This window comes from Gordonia abscondita, assembly GCF_032711245.1.
Lineage (GTDB): Bacteria > Actinomycetota > Actinomycetes > Mycobacteriales > Mycobacteriaceae > Gordonia.
Window position 1 is genome coordinate 917,112 of record NZ_CP128986.1, and the last position, 17,760, is coordinate 934,871.

The 17,760-nt window shown below is 61.4% G+C and carries 12 protein-coding genes and 3 rRNA genes; 7 read left to right on the top strand and 8 right to left on the bottom strand.

Going from position 1 to position 17,760, the window contains the following annotated elements; translation table 11 throughout:
* Positions 1-6: 6 nt before the first annotated feature.
* Positions 7-1,293, bottom strand: coding sequence for a cytochrome P450 (locus MP11Mi_RS04330; RefSeq protein WP_420712834.1), 1,287 nt, complete (start codon positions 1,291-1,293; stop codon positions 7-9).
* Positions 1,294-1,441: 148 nt separating this feature from the next.
* Here MP11Mi_RS04330 and MP11Mi_RS04335 point away from each other — a divergent pair, with 148 nt between their 5' ends.
* The gene (locus MP11Mi_RS04335; RefSeq protein ID WP_420041081.1) at positions 1,442-2,605 is read left to right on the top strand and encodes a steroid 3-ketoacyl-CoA thiolase; all 1,164 of its coding nucleotides are present in this window, start codon (positions 1,442-1,444) and stop codon (positions 2,603-2,605) included.
* Between the two features lie 4 nt (positions 2,606-2,609).
* Complete coding sequence (locus MP11Mi_RS04340; RefSeq protein WP_420041082.1) at positions 2,610-3,089, top strand: nitroreductase family deazaflavin-dependent oxidoreductase; 480 nt, start codon at positions 2,610-2,612, stop codon at positions 3,087-3,089.
* Between the two features lie 105 nt (positions 3,090-3,194).
* Here MP11Mi_RS04340 and fadD8 read toward each other — a convergent pair whose 3' ends face one another.
* Positions 3,195-4,820: a fatty-acid--CoA ligase FadD8 gene (fadD8, locus tag MP11Mi_RS04345; protein ID WP_420041083.1), complete on the bottom strand. Its 1,626-nt coding sequence runs from the start codon at positions 4,818-4,820 to the stop codon at positions 3,195-3,197.
* Positions 4,821-4,957: 137 nt separating this feature from the next.
* On the opposite strand from fadD8, the gene MP11Mi_RS04350 reads away from it, so the two are divergent.
* Complete coding sequence (locus tag MP11Mi_RS04350; protein ID WP_420041084.1) at positions 4,958-5,620, top strand: GNAT family N-acetyltransferase; 663 nt, start codon at positions 4,958-4,960, stop codon at positions 5,618-5,620.
* 30 nt (positions 5,621-5,650) lie between these two features.
* Here MP11Mi_RS04350 and MP11Mi_RS04355 read toward each other — a convergent pair whose 3' ends face one another.
* Positions 5,651-6,544: an SDR family oxidoreductase gene (locus MP11Mi_RS04355; protein ID WP_420041085.1), complete on the bottom strand. Its 894-nt coding sequence runs from the start codon at positions 6,542-6,544 to the stop codon at positions 5,651-5,653.
* 32 nt (positions 6,545-6,576) lie between these two features.
* On the bottom strand, positions 6,577-7,365 hold the full coding sequence (locus tag MP11Mi_RS04360) for an SDR family oxidoreductase (RefSeq protein ID WP_420041086.1): 789 nt from the start codon (positions 7,363-7,365) through the stop codon (positions 6,577-6,579).
* Between the two features lie 62 nt (positions 7,366-7,427).
* On the opposite strand from MP11Mi_RS04360, the gene MP11Mi_RS04365 reads away from it, so the two are divergent.
* Genes MP11Mi_RS04365 through MP11Mi_RS04380 form a run of 4 tightly spaced genes read left to right on the top strand, consistent with a single transcriptional unit; the run spans position 7,428 to position 10,914 of the window.
* Positions 7,428-8,186 (top strand): enoyl-CoA hydratase family protein, encoded by a 759-nt coding sequence (locus tag MP11Mi_RS04365; protein ID WP_420041087.1) that lies wholly within the window; start codon positions 7,428-7,430, stop codon positions 8,184-8,186.
* A 3-nt stretch (positions 8,187-8,189) separates the two neighbouring features.
* The gene (locus MP11Mi_RS04370) at positions 8,190-9,083 is read left to right on the top strand and encodes a CoA transferase subunit A (protein WP_420041088.1); all 894 of its coding nucleotides are present in this window, start codon (positions 8,190-8,192) and stop codon (positions 9,081-9,083) included.
* A complete protein-coding gene (locus MP11Mi_RS04375; RefSeq protein WP_420041089.1) occupies positions 9,080-9,835 on the top strand; it encodes a CoA-transferase subunit beta in 756 nt (251 codons plus the stop codon). The genes MP11Mi_RS04370 and MP11Mi_RS04375 overlap by 4 nt, the downstream gene beginning before the upstream one ends.
* Positions 9,832-10,914: an NAD(P)H-dependent flavin oxidoreductase gene (locus MP11Mi_RS04380; RefSeq protein ID WP_420041090.1), complete on the top strand. Its 1,083-nt coding sequence runs from the start codon at positions 9,832-9,834 to the stop codon at positions 10,912-10,914. The genes MP11Mi_RS04375 and MP11Mi_RS04380 overlap by 4 nt, the downstream gene beginning before the upstream one ends.
* A 90-nt stretch (positions 10,915-11,004) precedes the next feature.
* Here MP11Mi_RS04380 and rrf read toward each other — a convergent pair.
* The 4 genes from rrf to MP11Mi_RS04400 all read right to left on the bottom strand — a co-directional run bounded on the left by rrf (position 11,005) and on the right by MP11Mi_RS04400 (position 17,752).
* A 5S ribosomal RNA gene (gene rrf / locus MP11Mi_RS04385) occupies positions 11,005-11,121 on the bottom strand.
* An 86-nt stretch (positions 11,122-11,207) separates the two neighbouring features.
* A 23S ribosomal RNA gene (locus MP11Mi_RS04390) occupies positions 11,208-14,344 on the bottom strand.
* 456 nt (positions 14,345-14,800) lie between these two features.
* Positions 14,801-16,323 (bottom strand): 16S ribosomal RNA (locus tag MP11Mi_RS04395).
* Together the 16S, 23S and 5S rRNA genes form the textbook arrangement of a ribosomal RNA operon.
* Before the next feature lie 457 nt (positions 16,324-16,780).
* Positions 16,781-17,752: a sigma-70 family RNA polymerase sigma factor gene (locus MP11Mi_RS04400; RefSeq protein ID WP_420712835.1), complete on the bottom strand. Its 972-nt coding sequence runs from the start codon at positions 17,750-17,752 to the stop codon at positions 16,781-16,783.
* Positions 17,753-17,760 lie beyond the last annotated feature (8 nt).

Genomic DNA, 17,760 nt, shown 5'->3' on the forward strand with positions numbered 1-17,760 from the left:
TGTTCCTCACTTCGTTCCGTAGTCGACCTGAAGTTCCTTGATGCCGTTGATCCAGCCGTGGCGGAGACGGTCGGGGGCACCGAGCTTGGTGATGTCCGGAACGAGGTCGGCGATGGCGTTGAACATCAGATTGATCTCCATGCGGGCCAGGTTGGCGCCGATGCAGAAGTGCGTGCCGTTTCCGCCGAATCCGACGTGCGGGTTGGGGTCGCGCATGATGTTGAACGAGTACGGATCATCGAAGATGTCTTCGTCGTAGTTGGCCGAGCCGTAGAACAAGCCGACCCGCTGCCCCTGCTTGATTTCGACGCCGCCGACCGTGGTGTCCCGTGTGGCGGTGCGCTGGAAGCAGTTGACGGGGGTCGCCCATCGGACGATCTCGTCGACGGCGGTCGCGGGCCGTTCCTTCTTGAACAGTTCCCACTGGTCCGGGTTGTCGAGGAACGCGTTCATGCCGTGCGAGATGGCGTTACGCGTGGTCTCGTTGCCCGCAACGGTGAGGAGGATGAAGAAGAAGCCGAACTCGGTCTCGTCGAGCGCGTGCCCGTCGATGTCCGCTTCGATCAGCGTCGTCACGATGTCATCGGCCGGGCAATTGCGCCGCTGTTCGGCCATGTTGTAGCCGTAGCCGAGGATCTCCATGTTGGCGGTCAACGCGTCCGGCTCGAAGTCCGGGTCGTCGTAGTTCATCATCGCGTTGGACCAGTGGAACAGCTTGGCGCGATCCTCCTCGGGGACGCCGAGGAGGTCGGCGATCGCGAGGAGCGGTAGGTCAACGGCGACTTGTTCGACGAAGTCGCCGTTGCCTGTCGCGGCAGCCTCGGAGACGATGCGGCGCGCCGCCTCGTCGAGCTTGTCTTCGAGTGCGTGGACCGCCTTCGGGGTGAAGGCACGCGAGACGATCTTGCGCATGCGCGTGTGTTCCGGCGGATCGTTGTTGATCAGAAGCGCCTTGGTCACTTCGAGCTGATCCGACGGCATCTCGTCGTCGAACCGCATGATGACGCCGTTCGCGTTGGCCGACCAGTCGTCGGCGTTCTTCGAGATCTCCCGGATGTCGTCGAGCTTCGAAACCACCCAGTACCCGCCGTCATGAAAGCCGCCACCCTTGCCGGGGAGCTGCGCGTTCCACCAGACGGGAGCAGTCTTGCGGAGTTCGGCGAACTCCTTCATCGGGATGCCTTGGACCAACAGGTCCGGATTCGTGAAGTCCCAGCCCTCCTGATGCATGAACGGGCAACCGCCCGCTGATTCCTGCGACGCCCCCGCCTCAACACTCTGCGCTTGGGTCACGCCATCACCTCAATTCAAAGGTCGCGAGCTTCGTTGGAAAACGAGAACCCGTTACAATTTGTCGTAGATCACACTCTGCCACACTGGATGGACGTGAACAAGAACTTGTTCTAGTTTTGATGAAATTGATCATCGAGAGGACTGTGACATGGGTGTACCGGTAATCGTCGAAGCGGCTCGCACGCCGATCGGCAAACGAAACGGCTGGCTGTCGGGTCTACATGCGGCCGAGATCCTGGGCGCCGCCCAGGTGGGCGTGCTCGAACGGGCGGGCATTGACCCGACCCTCGTCGAACAGGTGGTCGGCGGCGCGGTGATGCAAGTCGGCGAACAGAGCAACAACGTCACCCGCACCGCGTGGCTGAACGCGGGCCTGCCGTGGCAGACCGGGGCGACCACCATCGACTGCCAGTGCGGATCCGCGCAGCAGGCGAATCATTTCGTGGCAGGACTGATCTCAGCCGGCGCGATCGACGTCGGCATCGCATGCGGCATCGAATCGATGTCCCATGTGCCGCTCGGTGCGAACGTCGGAACCGATGCGGGGCCACGTCGCCCGGAGTCGTGGAGCATCGACATGCCCAACCAATTCGAAGCGGCCGAACGAATCGCGAAGCTACGCGGCATTACTCGTGCCGACGTCGACGCGCTCGGCGTCCGATCGCAGGAGAACGCAAAACGCGCGTGGGACGAGGGCCGCTTCGACCGTGAAGTCCTCTCGGTCAAGGCGCCCGAACGCACCCGCGAGGGCGAGCTGACCGGGCAGATCCTCGACGTGAACCGAGACCAGGGGCTGCGCGAGACGACTCGCGAGTCTCTCGCCGCGCTGAAGCCCGTGATCGAGGGCGGCGTCCACACCGCGGGAACCTCCTCGCAGATCTCCGACGGTGCCGCCGCCGTGCTGATCATGGACGAAGACAAGGCTCGCGAGCTCGGGCTGCGTCCGCGCGCGCGTATCAAGAGCCAGGCTCTCGTCGGAGCCGACCCGTACTACCACCTCGACGGTCCGGTGCAGTCCACCGAGCGCGTGCTCGCCAGGACCGGCATGAGCCTGAGCGACATCGACGTCGTCGAGATCAATGAAGCGTTCGCATCCGTGGTGCTCAGTTGGGCGCAGGTGCACGGGGCCGACATGGACCGGGTGAACGTCAATGGCGGCGCGATCGCGCTCGGCCACCCGGTGGGCAGCACCGGTTCACGACTGATCACCACCGCGTTGCACGAACTCGAGCGCACCGACTCGCAGCACGCTCTTGTCACAATGTGCGCGGGCGGCGCACTGTCTACCGCGACGATCCTCGAACGGATCTGACTCGATGGACCCGAACAGTCGTCCGGCGCAACTCGATTCGCCAATCGTCGGGCGGATCATCAAGTACGGGTCGCGACTGAATACGAAGCTGTACCGGGTGACCGGCGGACGCCTGGGCAACCGGTGGCGGGTCGGTGCTGCCATGCGCAAACCCGTCCCGGTCTGCCTCTTGACGACGACTGGACGCAGATCCGGCGAGGCGCGCACCGTTCCACTGCTGTACCTGCGCCACGGCGAGTCCATCGTGCTCGTCGCATCACAGGGCGGACTGCCCGCGAACCCCGCCTGGTATCACAATCTGAAAGCGAATCCGTCGGTGAGAGTCCAGATCGATTCGGACACCGGAGACTTCACGGCCCGCATCGCCGACGACGACGAACGGGCCGCGCTCTGGCCGACGCTGGTCGATCTCTACGCGGACTTCGACACCTATGCGGCCTGGACGGAGCGAACGATCCCGGTCGTCATCTGCGACCCCGCCTAACCGACGAATCGTGTTGCACAACGGTCGCGTGACGACCGTTGTGCAACACGATTCTGGTGACCGCCCCTGCCGCGCCCGGCCACAACGTGGGTGCGGCGAAGGCGATCACCCTACTGAGCGCTCGAGACCCTCCCAGAACTGAGCGCGCAGAGCCTTCTTGTCCGGCTTGCCGAGAGCGGTGAGCGGAAGCGAATCGACGAAGAAGATTCGTTTCGGCGACTGGACGCCACCTTTGCGCTCCTTGACAGACGCCTGGATCTCGCCGATGACCCGATCCTTCGCATCGTCGCTCTCGCCAGCGTCGGGCCGCAGCACGACGACGGCGGTCACCGCTTCACCCCACTTCTCGTCGGGCACCCCGATCACACCGACCTGGGCGACGGCCGGATGTTCGGCCACGACGTCCTCGACCTCCCGGGGGAACACGTTGAACCCGCCAGTCACGATCATGTCCTTGGTGCGGTCGACGATGAACCAGAATCCGTCTTCGTCCTCCCGCGCGACGTCCCCGGTGTGCAGCCACCCGTCGGCAAACGTCTCGGCAGTCTGTTCGGGCAGACCGAGGTAGCCGCCGGCGAGGAGTGGCCCGGACACACAGATCTCGCCGGGCTCACCCTGCACGACGGGTGCACCGTCCGGCCCGGCGAGTTTGGTCCGCAGGAACGCCGACGGCCTGCCGCAACTGCCGAGCCGCGCCGCGTCGTGCTCGTCCTTGCGCAGGTAGGAAATAACCATCGGCGACTCGGACTGGCCGTAGTACTGCGCGAAGATCGGCCCAAACCGGTCGATCGCCTCGGCCAGCCGGACCGGATTGATCGCAGACGCACCGTAGTAGACGGTCTCCAACGACGACAGGTCACGCGTATGTGAATCCGGATGGTCCATGAGCGCGTAGATCATCGACGGAACCAGCATGGTCGCGGTGATCTTTTCGCGTTCGATTGTCTCCAGAACCTCGGCCGGGTCGAACTTGCCGAGCACGAGCATGATGCCGCCCTTGATCAGCGTCGGCACGAAGAACGCCGCACCGGCGTGCGAGAGCGGCGTGCACATGAGGAACCGCGGCCGCTCGGGCCATTCCCACTCGGCGAGCTGGATCTGTGTCATCGTCGACATCGCGCGTGCGGTTCCGATGACGCCCTTGGGCTTACCCGTCGTGCCGCCGGTGTACGTGATCGACACGACGTGTTCGGGGTCGAGCACCTTCGCTGACAGTGGCCGTGGAATACAGCGTTCGGCGGCTGCGATCAGGTCGACCCCGACGTCGGCCAGCTCCGGAGGCACCGGGCCAAGAGTGAGGACCTGGGTGAGGCAGTCGACCTTCTCCAGCAGCACGACTGCCCGCTCGACGAACATCGGAACAGGGTCAATGATCAGCGTGCTGACTCCGGCGTCGGACAACACATAGGCGTGGTCGTCGGCCGAACCGAGCGGATGCAACGCCGTGCGGCGCCACCCTTGAGTCTGGCCGGCGCCGACGACGAACAACACTTCGGGACGATTCAGGGCGAGGAGCCCGACGGCGGTCCCAGTACCCGACCCCAGACTCTCGCACGCCTGGACATAGCGACTGATGGCGTCGGCCATCTCGCGGCCGGTCAATTCGGTTCCAGCGATCTGCAGCACCGGACTGTTCGCGTGACGCTTGAGCGCCGCGACCATCAGATCACCGAGGTGTACCGGGTTGTGCAGCAGTCGTTCCGCGGACAGGACAGTCTCATCTCCACTCATACGACAACACTAGAACGTGTTCTAGATTTGCGAAAGGGACTCCACGAAACCCGTTGTCGCGCACTGCGGGAGCACTCGCAGAAGATTACCGCTCGGTAGACCTGCCGGTAACCGAGAAGTCGTGCCACGATCGGTTCATGACTGATTTAGACCAGGCCACCACCCGCCGCGACATCACTGACGCACTGCTCACCGCTCTCGAGCGGCGACACGAGGTTCTGGACACGATCGTCGATGCCGACGACCGCGACTCCGCAGCCGCCGCGATCGCCGACCTACTTGGCAAATCGAAACTCGGCGCCGAAGCCGTGCTCAACATGTCCCTACACCAACTGACCAAGGCTGAGCGCCGCAAGAACCAGAGCGAACTCGACGACCTCAACAAGGCCATCACGTTCACGCTCGCCGAACGCCCAGCCAGCACCGGCGAGACGCTCGACCTCCGGCCGTTCTCCGCGGACGACGACGCCGACCTCTTCACCGAGCGCACCGCCGAGCAAGGCGTCGCAGGCGACGGCTCGGGTGCGCCCGCAGGCGAGATCGGCGACGAGATCGCTCGTGGAGTCGGCCGCGTCGACAACGAGGACGCGGTCTGGCTGGTCGCCGTCGAGAATGACGAGAAGGTCGGCATCGTCTTCGGGGAGCTCACCGGCGGCGAAGTGGACGTCCGCATCTGGATTCGGCCGGAGAGCCGTAAGCACGGATACGGCGTAGCCGCGCTCCGTCGTTCACGTTCGGAGATCGCCGCTCACTTCCCCGGCGTCCCGATGGTCGTCCGCGCTCCCGGCGCAACCGCCTGAGACCGGGCCCAGTCTCAGCGCGGCCCAGTCTTAGCGAGCCCCGTAGGCCTTGACCTGCTCGGGCGATTTGGCGAGGAGCCCGCGCACCACGGGGCCGAGTTCACTCGGCTCCCAGCGGGCGCCGTTATCGGTGCTGGCAGCGCGTTGCCAGGCGTCGAGCACGGTCACCGTGCCGCCCTCGACCTCGAAGAGCCGTCCGGTGACATCGGCGGCTTCGGCCGATGCCAGCCAGACGACGAGCGGCGAGATGTTGGCCGGATCCATCGCGTCGAACGAACCGTCGTCCGGTGCCGCCATCTGCGTGGCCATCGCGTCGCCCGCGCCCATCGTCATCTGCGTCCGAGCCGCTGGTGCGATCGCGTTGACAACGATCCCGTACCCCCCGAGTTCGGCCGCGGCCTGAATCGTCAGTTCGGCGATCGCGGCTTTCGCCGCCGCATAATTGCCCTGACCCACCGACCCGAAGATGCCTGCTCCAGACGACGTGTTGACGATGCGCGCCTGCGGAGTCCGGCCAGACTTCGCCTCACCGCGCCAGTAGGCAGCCGCGTGGCGAAGCATCACGAAATGACCCTTGAGGTGCACGCGCACCACCGAGTCCCATTCGTCTTCGCTGAACGACACCAGCATGCGGTCGCGGAGGAACCCGGCGTTGTTGACGAGCGCATCGAGACGTCCGAATGAGTCGACCGCAGTCTGCACGATCGCCGCGCCGGTGTCCCAGTCGGCGACGTCACCGGTCGCGACGACGGCTTCTCCGCCTGCTGCGATAATCTCGTCCGCCACTGCCACTGCCGAGTCTGCCGCGTAGTCGTTCACGACGACCTTCGCCCCGTCGGCCGCGAACGCCAATGCGTGCGCGCGTCCGATACCCTGGCCGGCGCCGGTCACGATCACAACGCGGTCTTCATTCGTCTTGCTCACTTGTTCAATCACTTTCTGTCGGGACTCTTCGGTCACATCGTGTTGTCGGCGTTCGCCGCCGCGAGAAATGCGGGCTTCTCTCCGCCGCCGTCGACGGTGAGAGTTGACCCGGTGATATACGACGCCAATGGCGACAGGAGGAAGGCGACGGCCCGCCCCACATCCTCTGGTTGCGCCAGTCTGCCCATCGGGATTGTCTGTCCTACGGCGTCGATCCCGGCGTCGTCGCCGAAATGCAGGTGCGACAGCTCAGTCTGGACCGGTCCGCAGACGACTGAGTTGACGCGGACGGACGGTGCCCATTCGACGGCCAGCGATCGCGTGAGGTTGTCGAGGCCAGCCTTTGCCGCACCGTACGCGGCGGTTCCGGGTGACGGTCGGTGTCCACTCACGCTCGACACGTTGACGATGGCCCCGCCGCCGCCGCACGCAGTCATCGCGGTACGCGCCGCCCGAGCGACAACCATCGGTGCGAGGAGGTTTAGTTCGAGGATCTTCTGCGTGAAGCGGTCGGACGCCTCGGCCGCGAGGGCGAACGGCGATCCGCCCGCGTTGTTGACCAACCCGTCGATCGTGCCGTGTTCCTCGACGATCTGAGCGATCATCGTCGAGACCGCGTCGGAGTCGCGGACGTCACACGAATAGAAGCTGCGGCCGGCGACCGGATTTTCTGGCTCGCGGCGGGCGCAGACCGCGACGGTCGCGCCCAAGCTCTCCAACACGTCTGAGATTCCCGCGCCGACGCCTCGCGCACCCCCAGTCACCAGGATTGTCGACCCGGCGATCCCTAGTTCGGCACGCGTATGTGCTGTCTCACTCATGAATGCTAGTCTACCGGACAAGCAAGCATTTGCTTGGGTACTGCGGAACGTAAGGAGCAGGTGTGCCGATCACCACCAACCGCACAGAGTCAGGCATCGTTACCGTCACCGTCGACTTTCCACCGGTCAACGCGTTACCGAGCGCGGCCTGGTTCCAGCTTGGGGAGCAGATTTTGGCAGCGGGAGACGATCCGGAGACGGCCGTCGTGATCCTGCGTGCCGAAGGTCGAGGATTCAATGCGGGCGTAGATATCAAGGAGATGCAGGCGACGTCCGGATTCGACGCCCTCGTTGCCGCCAACAAGGGGTGTGCTGCCGCGTTCTCCGCCGTCTACGACTGTGCGGTCCCGGTGATCGCCGCGGTCAACGGCTTCTGTGTCGGCGGCGGGATCGGTCTCGTCGGCAACGCTGATGTGATCGTCGCGTCCGACGACGCGGTGTTCGGGCTTCCCGAAGTCGACCGAGGAGCCCTTGGGGCGGCGACGCACCTCTCGCGGCTGGTTCCGCAACACATGATGCGCACGCTGTACTTCACTGCACAGAACATCACGGCGCAGCAGCTCGTCCACTTCGGTTCGGTGTACCGGGCCGTCCCCCGCGACGAACTGCTCGACGCGGCTCTTGAGGTCGCGGACATGATTGCGGCGAAGGACACCAGAGTGATCCGGGCCGCGAAAGCGGCAATTAACGGCATCGACCCGGTCGACGTGAAGACGAGCTACCTGCTCGAACAGCGGTACACCTACGAATTGAATCTGGCCGGAGTGGCCGACGAGCATCGCGATGCGTTCGTCGACACCGGCAAGCCGAAAGGGAACTGAGGAATGGGATTTCGGGACAAGACGAGCTCACTGGACGATGTCGTCGCTGAACTCCGCGATGGTATGACCATCGGCATCGGCGGATGGGGTTCGCGGCGTAAGCCGATGGCGCTGGTCCGGGCGCTGGCGCGCAGCGACGTCAAGGATCTGACAGTCGTCACTTACGGCGGAGCCGACCTCGGATTGCTGTGCGCGGCGAACAAGGTCCGCCGCGCCTACTACGGTTTCGTCTCCCTCGATTCGGCACCGTTCTATGACCCGTGGTTCGCGAAGGCCCGCACCGCGGGCGCGATCGAATCCCGGGAGATGGACGAGGGCATGGTCAAGTGCGGCCTCCAGGCCGCTGCCGCTCGTCTGCCGTTCATGCCGATCCGAGCCGGGCTCGGCTCGGCTGTCTTTGACTTCTGGGACGGTGAACTCAAGACTGTCGAATCACCGTATCCGGAAGCCGATGGCCGCACTCAGACGTTGGTCGCGATGCCCGCGCTCACGCTGGACGCTGCATTCGTGCACCTCGACGTTGCGGACGTCCACGGGAACGCCGGCTACACCGGTATCGACCCGTACTTCGACGACATCTACATGGCTGCTGCGCAACGGCGCTACTTGGAGACCGATCGCATCGTCTCCACTGAAGAGTTGGTCGCCGAGGTACCCAACGAGCGTCTGCTGCTGAATCGGATGGACGTCGACCGCGTGGTCCACGCGCCGAACGGTGCCCACTTCACCTTCAGCGGGGGGTACGGACGCGACGAGTCGTTCCAGCGGTTTTACGCCGAAGCGGCCGCCGATGAACAGTCGTGGATCTCGTTCCGCGAACGGTTCCTCGACGTCGACGAGGCGACGTACCAGAACGAAGTAGGCCGCTGGCACGCCGACCAGGAGGAGAGCAAGTGAGCACCACCGATATCACCCGCGCCGAATATTGCGTCACGTCGTGCGCCGACATTTTCACCGGTTCCGGCGAGATCATGGCGTCGCCGATGGCGACCACACCACTGATTGGCGCTCGTCTGGCCCGCTTGACGACCGAACCTGATTTGCTCATCACCGACGGCGAAGCAGTCATCCTCGCAGACACGCCCGCGGTCGGAAAGTCCGGACCGGCCGAAGGTTGGATGCCGTTCCGCAAAGTCTTCGATGTCATCGGTGGTGGACGCCGCCATGTCGTGATGGGCGCCAACCAGATCGACCGTTTCGGCAACCAGAACCTGTCGGCATTCGGCCCGCTCCAGAAGCCGACCCGCCAGATGTTCGGCCTGCGCGGCGCCCCGGGCAACACACTCGGCCATCCGACGAGCTACTGGGTGGCACGCCACTCGAAGCGGGTGTTCGTCGACGCCGTCGACATCGTGTGCGGGGTCGGATTCGACAAAGTCGATAGCGCGAACCCGGCGTTCGATTCGCTGAACATCCACCGCGTGGTCACCAATCTCGGCGTCTTCGACTTCGGCGGTCCAGGACACACGATGCGCGCGCTCTCGCTACATCCCGGTGTCACGGCCGACGAGGTCGCTGACAACACGGGCTTCCCCGTCGCAGACCTTCACTCCGCGCCGGTCACCGAGGCGCCGACCGCCGAACAACTCCAGATCATCCGCGAGGTCGTCGATCCGAAGGGTGCCCGTAATCGCGAGGTCAAATCATGACCGCCCCGACCTTGAGCACTCGCTTCACGGAAATGGTCGGCGTCCGGTATCCGATCGTGCAAACCGGTATGGGCTGGGTGTCGGGGCCGTCGCTCACGGCCGCGACCGCGAACGCAGGCGGGCTGGGGATACTCGCGTCGGCGACGATGACCTATGACGAGCTCGACTTCGCGATCAAGAAGACGAAGTCGCTGACCGACATGCCGTTCGGGGTAAACCTCCGCGCGGACGCCACCGATGCTGGCGAACGCGTCGACCTGCTGATCCGTGAAGGCGTGAAGGTCGCGTCGTTCGCGCTCGCGCCTAAGCCCGAACTCATCACGAAGCTCAAGGACCACGGCCTCGTCGTGGTGCCATCGATCGGCGCTGCCAAGCATGCCGTCAAGGTCGCGTCATGGGGCGCCGATGCCGTAATTGTGCAGGGCGGCGAAGGCGGCGGTCACACGGGACCGGTCGCGACGACGCTGCTCTTGCCGTCAGTCGTCGACGCACTCGGCGGCGCCGGGAACACGTCGATACCGGTAATCGCAGCAGGCGGGTTCTTCGACGGCCGCGGCCTTGTCGCGGCTCTCGGCTACGGCGCGGACGGTGTCGCGATGGGCACCCGTTTCCTGTTGACTTCCGACTCCGCCGTCCCGGACAGCGTCAAGCAGGAATACCTGGACCGTACGTTGAACGACACGATCGTCTCGACGAAGGTCGACGGTATGCCGCACCGTGTGCTCCGCACGCAGCTGGTGGACGCGCTCGAAAGTGGATCGCGGGCGAGAGCGCTTGTTGCCGCTGCCCGCAACGCGAACGAGTTCAAGCAGCTGACCGGCATGCGTTGGACGACCATGCTCCGGGACGGCTTGTCGATGCGGCGATCCGGTGAGCGAACCTGGCAGCAGATCATCATGGCGGGTAACACCCCGATGTTGTTGAAAGCCGGCCTTGTCGAGGGAAATACAGACGCGGGAGTCCTGGCGTCCGGCCAGGTCGTCGGGATGATCGACGATCTTCCATCGTGCGCCGATCTGATCGAGTCGATCATGACGCAAGCGCACGAGCGACTGGCGGCCTTGTCGACTCTCGTCTGATCTGCTGGTATTTCGGCTCTTCTGTATAGGTGGTGGATATAGGAGTAGAGCCCCCAACACGAATGTGTTGGGGGCTCTACTCGAATTCTAGTTCGGCGGTGTCCTACTCTCCCACACTGATTAAAGTGCAGTACCATCGGCGCTGGAGGGCTTAGCTTCCGGGTTCGGAATGGGGCCGGGCGTTTCCCCTCCGCTATAGCCACCGAAACAATATGAGGTTATCGCGTGTGCGGCCTCAGAAGTAGATAGTGGATGCGAGACACACTTAAACAAAAAGAATGTGTGTGAGTGTTGTTAGTAAGTCCTCGGCCTATTAGTACCAGTCACCTGAACATATTACTATGCTTACAGTTCTGGCCTATCAACCCCATAGTCTGTAGGGGGCCTTACCCCACCCAAAGGGCAGGTGAGAAACCTCATCTTGGAACAGGCTTCCCGCTTAGATGCTTTCAGCGGTTATCCCTTCCGAACGTAGCTAACCAGCAGTGCTCTTGGTAGAACAACTGGCACACCAGAGGTTCGTCCGTCCCGGTCCTCTCGTACTAGGGACAGGTTTCCTCAAGTTTCTAATCGCGCGCGGCGGATAGAGACCGAACTGTCTCACGACGTTCTAAACCCAGCTCGCGTGCCGCTTTAATGGGCGAACAGCCCAACCCTTGGGACCTACTCCAGCCCCAGGATGCGACGAGCCGACATCGAGGTGCCAAACCATCCCGTCGATATGGACTCTTGGGGAAGATCAGCCTGTTATCCCCGGGGTACCTTTTATCCGTTGAGCGACACCGCTTCCACTTGCCGGTGCCGGATCACTAGTCCCGACTTTCGTCCCTGCTCGACATGTACGTCTCACAGTCAAGCTCCCTTGTGCACTTACACTCAACACCTGATTGCCATCCAGGCTGAGGGAACCTTTGGGCGCCTCCGTTACATTTTAGGAGGCAACCGCCCCAGTTAAACTACCCACCAGGCACTGTCCCTGAACCCGATCAGGGTCCGAGGTTAGAAGCCCAATACGATCAGAGTGGTATTTCAACAACGACTCCACCAACACTAGCGTGCCAGCTTCACAGTCTCCCACCTATCCTACACAAACCGTACCGAACACCAATACCAAGCTATAGTGAAGGTCCCGGGGTCTTTTCGTCCTGCCGCGCGAAACGAGCATCTTTACTCGTACTGCAATTTCGCCGAGTCTGTGGTTGAGACAGCAGAGAAGTCGTTACGCCATTCGTGCAGGTCGGAACTTACCCGACAAGGAATTTCGCTACCTTAGGATGGTTATAGTTACCACCGCCGTTTACTGGGGCTTAAATTCTCAGCTTCACCACCAAAGTGGTTAACCGGTCCTCTTAACCTTCCAGCACCGGGCAGGCGTCAGTCCGTATACATCGTCTTACGACTTCGCACGGACCTGTGTTTTTAGTAAACAGTCGCTTCTCTCTGGTCTCTGCGACCACAACCAGCTCCCACCGTAAAGATGATCACCAGCCATGGTCCCCCTTCTCCCGAAGTTACGGGGGCAATTTGCCGAGTTCCTTAACCACAGTTATCTCGATCGCCTTAGTATTCTCTACCTGACCACCTGTGTCGGTTTGGGGTACGGGCCATGCACCAACTCACTAGAGGCTTTTCTCGGCAGCATAGGATCACTGAATTCGCCACAACGGCTACGCATCACCTCTCAGGACATATGTGGCACGGATTTACCTACACCACTCCCTACAGGCTTACACCAGTACAACCACTGACTGGCCCAGCTACCTTCCTGCGTCACCCCATCGCTTGACTACTACACCCAAGGTCCCACGCAGCCACACACACAACAATCCGAAGAAAGTCACACATGCTTTTGGGCGGTTAGTACAGATGATTCACCATTTGTCGCGGATGCACGGGTACGGGAATATCAACCCGTTGTCCATCGACTACGCCTGTCGGCCTCGCCTTAGGTCCCGACTCACCCTGGGCGGATTAACCTGGCCCAGGAACCCTTGGTCATTCGGCGGACAAGTTTCTCACTTGTCTTTCGCTACTCATGCCTGCATTCTCACTCCCACACCCTCCACCACTAGATCACTCTGCGGCTTCCACGGATGCAGGACGCTCCCCTACCCACCCACACCACTAGACACACCCCCAAAAGGGTGGCCGATGTAATGTGTGAGTGCCGCGGCTTCGGCGGTGTACTTGAGCCCCGCTACATTGTCGGCGCAGGATCACTTGACCAGTGAGCTATTACGCACTCTTTCAAGGGTGGCTGCTTCTAAGCCAACCTCCTGGTTGTCTTCGCGACCCCACATCCTTTTCCACTTAGTACACGCTTAGGGGCCTTAGCCGGCGATCTGGGCTGTTTCCCTCTCGACTACGAAGCTTATCCCCCGCAGTCTCACTGCCACGCTCTCACTTACCGGCATTCGGAGTTTGGCTGACGTCAGTAACCTTTTAGGGCCCATCGGCCATCCAGTAGCTCTACCTCCAGTAAGAAACACGTGACGCTGCACCTAAATGCATTTCGGGGAGAACCAGCTATCACGGAGTTTGATTGGCCTTTCACCCCTACCCACAACTCATCCCCTCCATTTTCAACTGAAGTGGGTTCGCGCCTCCACGACGTCTTACCGTCGCTTCACACTGGCCATGGGTAGATCACTCCGCTTCGGGTCTAGACCCAGCGACTCATAAACGCCCTATTCAGACTCGCTTTCGCTACGGCTACCCCACACGGGTTAACCTCGCCACTGAGCACTAACTCGCAGGCTCATTCTTCAAAAGGCACGCCATCACCCCACCCAACAAAGGGAAGGCTCTGACGGATTGTAAGCGTCCGGTTTCAGGTACTATTTCACTCCCCTCCCGGGGTACTTTTCACCTTTCCCTCACGGTACTAGTCCGCTATCGGTCACCAGAGAGTATTTAGGCTTACCGGGTGGTCCCGGCAGATTCACAGCAGATTCCACGAGCCCGCTGCTACTTGGGACACATCGACACCAGACCAATCGCTTACAGTTACGGGACTCTCACCCACTACGGCAGACCATTCCAGGCCACTTCACCTAACGAAAGATTTTCTTACTGGCGCTCCGCACGGCAGCACGAAGAACGACACTCCCACAACCCCACACGCACAACCCCTGCCGAGTATCACATACGCATGGTTTAGCCTCATCCGCTTTCGCTCGCCACTACTCACGGAATCACAATTGTTTTCTCTTCCTGTGGGTACTGAGATGTTTCACTTCCCCACGTTCCCTCCAACCCGGCTATACATTCACCGGGCGGTAACACGACATAACTCGTGCTGGGTTTCCCCATTCGGACACCCTCGGATCACAGCTCGTTTGACAACTCCCCGAGGACTATCGCGGCCTACCACGTCCTTCATCGGCTCCTGGTACCAAGGCATCCACCGAACGCCCTAAAACACTTACAACAACACCCACAAACACACCACAACACCAACCAACACCCCACCACCCACAAAAGCGGAAAGACACCAGCCACGCTGTGACACGAATGTGGACAACACAAACAAATCTTTGAAATTGCAATACACATCTAAAAATTTAAGATGCTCGCATCCACTATCCACTTCTCAAACAACACACACCCACCCAACCCCACACACCCACACAGGCGCGGAAATCCAGCGAGCATCACAAGACAACACCTGCCGAAACGACATGTGTTCCCTCAGAACCCCGATAGTGTGCAATATCCGACCATCCAGTCACCCAAACGATCCCACCACCAGCACACCAGCATACAACCAGTGCACCAGCCCCACGAACACAACGTCCGCGCAGTGGCTTCTTGTGTTTCACCCGTGAACAAACACCCACCCACACTACATTCGAGCATGGCATAGGAATTGTTGTCTGCTCCTTAGAAAGGAGGTGATCCAGCCGCACCTTCCGGTACGGCTACCTTGTTACGACTTCGTCCCAATCGCCGATCCCACCTTCGACAGCTCCCTCCCACAAGGGGTTAGGCCACCGGCTTCGGGTGTTACCGACTTTCATGACGTGACGGGCGGTGTGTACAAGGCCCGGGAACGTATTCACCGCAGCGTTGCTGATCTGCGATTACTAGCGACTCCGACTTCATGGGGTCGAGTTGCAGACCCCAATCCGAACTGAGACGCGCTTTAAGGGATTCGCTCCACCTCACGGTCTCGCAGCCCTCTGTACGCGCCATTGTAGCATGTGTGAAGCCCTGGACATAAGGGGCATGATGACTTGACGTCATCCCCACCTTCCTCCGAGTTGACCCCGGCAGTCTCCTGCAAGTCCCCACCATTACGTGCTGGCAATACAGGACAAGGGTTGCGCTCGTTGCGGGACTTAACCCAACATCTCACGACACGAGCTGACGACAGCCATGCACCACCTGTACACCAGCCACAAGGGAATATGTATCTCTACATACGTCTGGTGTATGTCAAACCCAGGTAAGGTTCTTCGCGTTGCATCGAATTAATCCACATGCTCCGCCGCTTGTGCGGGCCCCCGTCAATTCCTTTGAGTTTTAGCCTTGCGGCCGTACTCCCCAGGCGGGGTACTTAATGCGTTAGCTACGGCACGGAACTCGTGAAATGAGCCCCACACCTAGTACCCACCGTTTACGGCGTGGACTACCAGGGTATCTAATCCTGTTCGCTCCCCACGCTTTCGCTCCTCAGCGTCAGTTACTACCCAGAGACCCGCCTTCGCCACCGGTGTTCCTCCTGATATCTGCGCATTTCACCGCTACACCAGGAATTCCAGTCTCCCCTGTAGTACTCAAGTCTGCCCGTATCGCCTGCACGCCTGCAGTTAAGCTGCAGAATTTCACAGACGACGCGACAAACCGCCTACGAGCTCTTTACGCCCAGTAATTCCGGACAACGCTCGCACCCTACGTATTACCGCGGCTGCTGGCACGTAGTTGGCCGGTGCTTCTTCTCCAGGTACCGTCACTTGCGCTTCGTCCCTAGCGAAAGAGGTTTACAACCCGAAGGCCGTCATCCCTCACGCGGCGTCGCTGCATCAGGCTTGCGCCCATTGTGCAATATTCCCCACTGCTGCCTCCCGTAGGAGTCTGGGCCGTGTCTCAGTCCCAGTGTGGCCGATCACCCTCTCAGGTCGGCTACCCGTCGTCGCCTTGGTAGGCCATTACCCCACCAACAAGCTGATAGGCCGCGGGCCCATCCCACACCGCAAAAGCTTTCCACCCCACGCCATGCAGCGCAGAGTCATATCCGGTATTAGACCCAGTTTCCCAGGCTTATCCCAGAGTGCAGGGCAGATCACCCACGTGTTACTCACCCGTTCGCCACTCGAGTACCCAGCAAGCTGGGCCTTTCCGTTCGACTTGCATGTGTTAAGCACGCCGCCAGCGTTCGTCCTGAGCCAGGATCAAACTCTCCAACAAAAAACATCAAAACAACCAACCCCACAAGGATCAGCAATTTCAACACAAAGCCAGAAAGCAAAACCTGACCAATCCAAAAAACTGACAAAAACAAAAAACTAAACAAACAAAATGTCCGTCAAAAATTTTATCCCTGCCACAAAAAATACAAAACTATGGCACAAGAAAAATCCATTACACACTATCGAGTTCTCAAAGAACACACACCCACCAGCACCAACCCCACAATCAGGGCCGAACTCCAGCGAACATATACTGTTATATCAACCGTTTCAGGCCGACCTTTCCAGCCTACCAGATTTGATTTCTCCCGGACAAACTCGCTCCGACTTCGTTTCCGAAGTCACAGTTCGTGAGTTGAGATCGTCTGCCCTGGCCGGGCTGAAGGTGTCTGCGCGGTGTCGCGCTGACTTCGAATAAGTTACACAGGTCTGGCCGCGGACGCCAAATCGGCATGTCAGCGCAGTATTTCGGGCAAGCGCGCCAGGGTGAACAGCTCGTCGTCGAAGAATGCGCCGACGTGGCAGACGGCTCCGTCGACGATGCTGACCACGTCGAGCTGGAATCGGCGCCAGACGTCGTCATCCCTCAGGTACATACCTGCGGCCGGCAGCCCGTTGCAGACGGTCGGGACCATCCTGATGTCGCCGGGGGCGACTGCCGGGCACTGCGTTGAGGTGAGCACGCCGATCTCGGCGGCGCCCCGATACCAACCAGGGAACGGCGGCATCTCCCATATTGCGTCGTCGGCGAGGACTCCGACGACACCGTCGATGTCATGGTCGGCGAATGCGCGACAGAACTCGTCGAAGACGGTGCGCTCGCTGTCGGTCAGCTCAGATGCTCGCCGTCCGTCCTGCCGGGTGCCCTCTCCCATAGTGCGGCGTGCGCGGGCGAGTGCGCTGTTCGCGGCGGGGACGCTCATGCCCAGGAGGTCTGCGGTCTCGGCGGCGCTGAACGCCAGGACTTCCCGCAGGATTAAGACGGCTCGTTGCCTCGCTGGCAGGTCCTGCATCGCCGCGACCATCGCCAGCCCGACGTTCTCTCGGTCCACCACGGTGTCTGCCGGGTCGCCGATCGCCGCGTCGGGCAGCGGCTGCAGCCAGAGTCTCGCCTCGTCGGCGATCACCGGGATCCGTGGGTCCGATGGTTCGCTTCCGAGTCCGGTCGGGAGCGGACGCCGCGACCGACCGTCCAGTGCGGTGAGGCAGGTGTTGGTCGCGATCGTGTACATCCAGGTGCGGACCGACGACCGTCCCTCGAAGCGGTGGAACGCCTTCCACGCTCGGAGGTACACCTCCTGCAGCACGTCCTCCGCATCGGTCGCGGAGCCGAGCATCCGATAGCAGTGCACGAGCAGTTCCGCGCGGTACGAGGCGGTGGCTGCTTCGAAGGACGGTTCGTCGGTCACGCTGTGCCCACTTCTCATTGACGGCT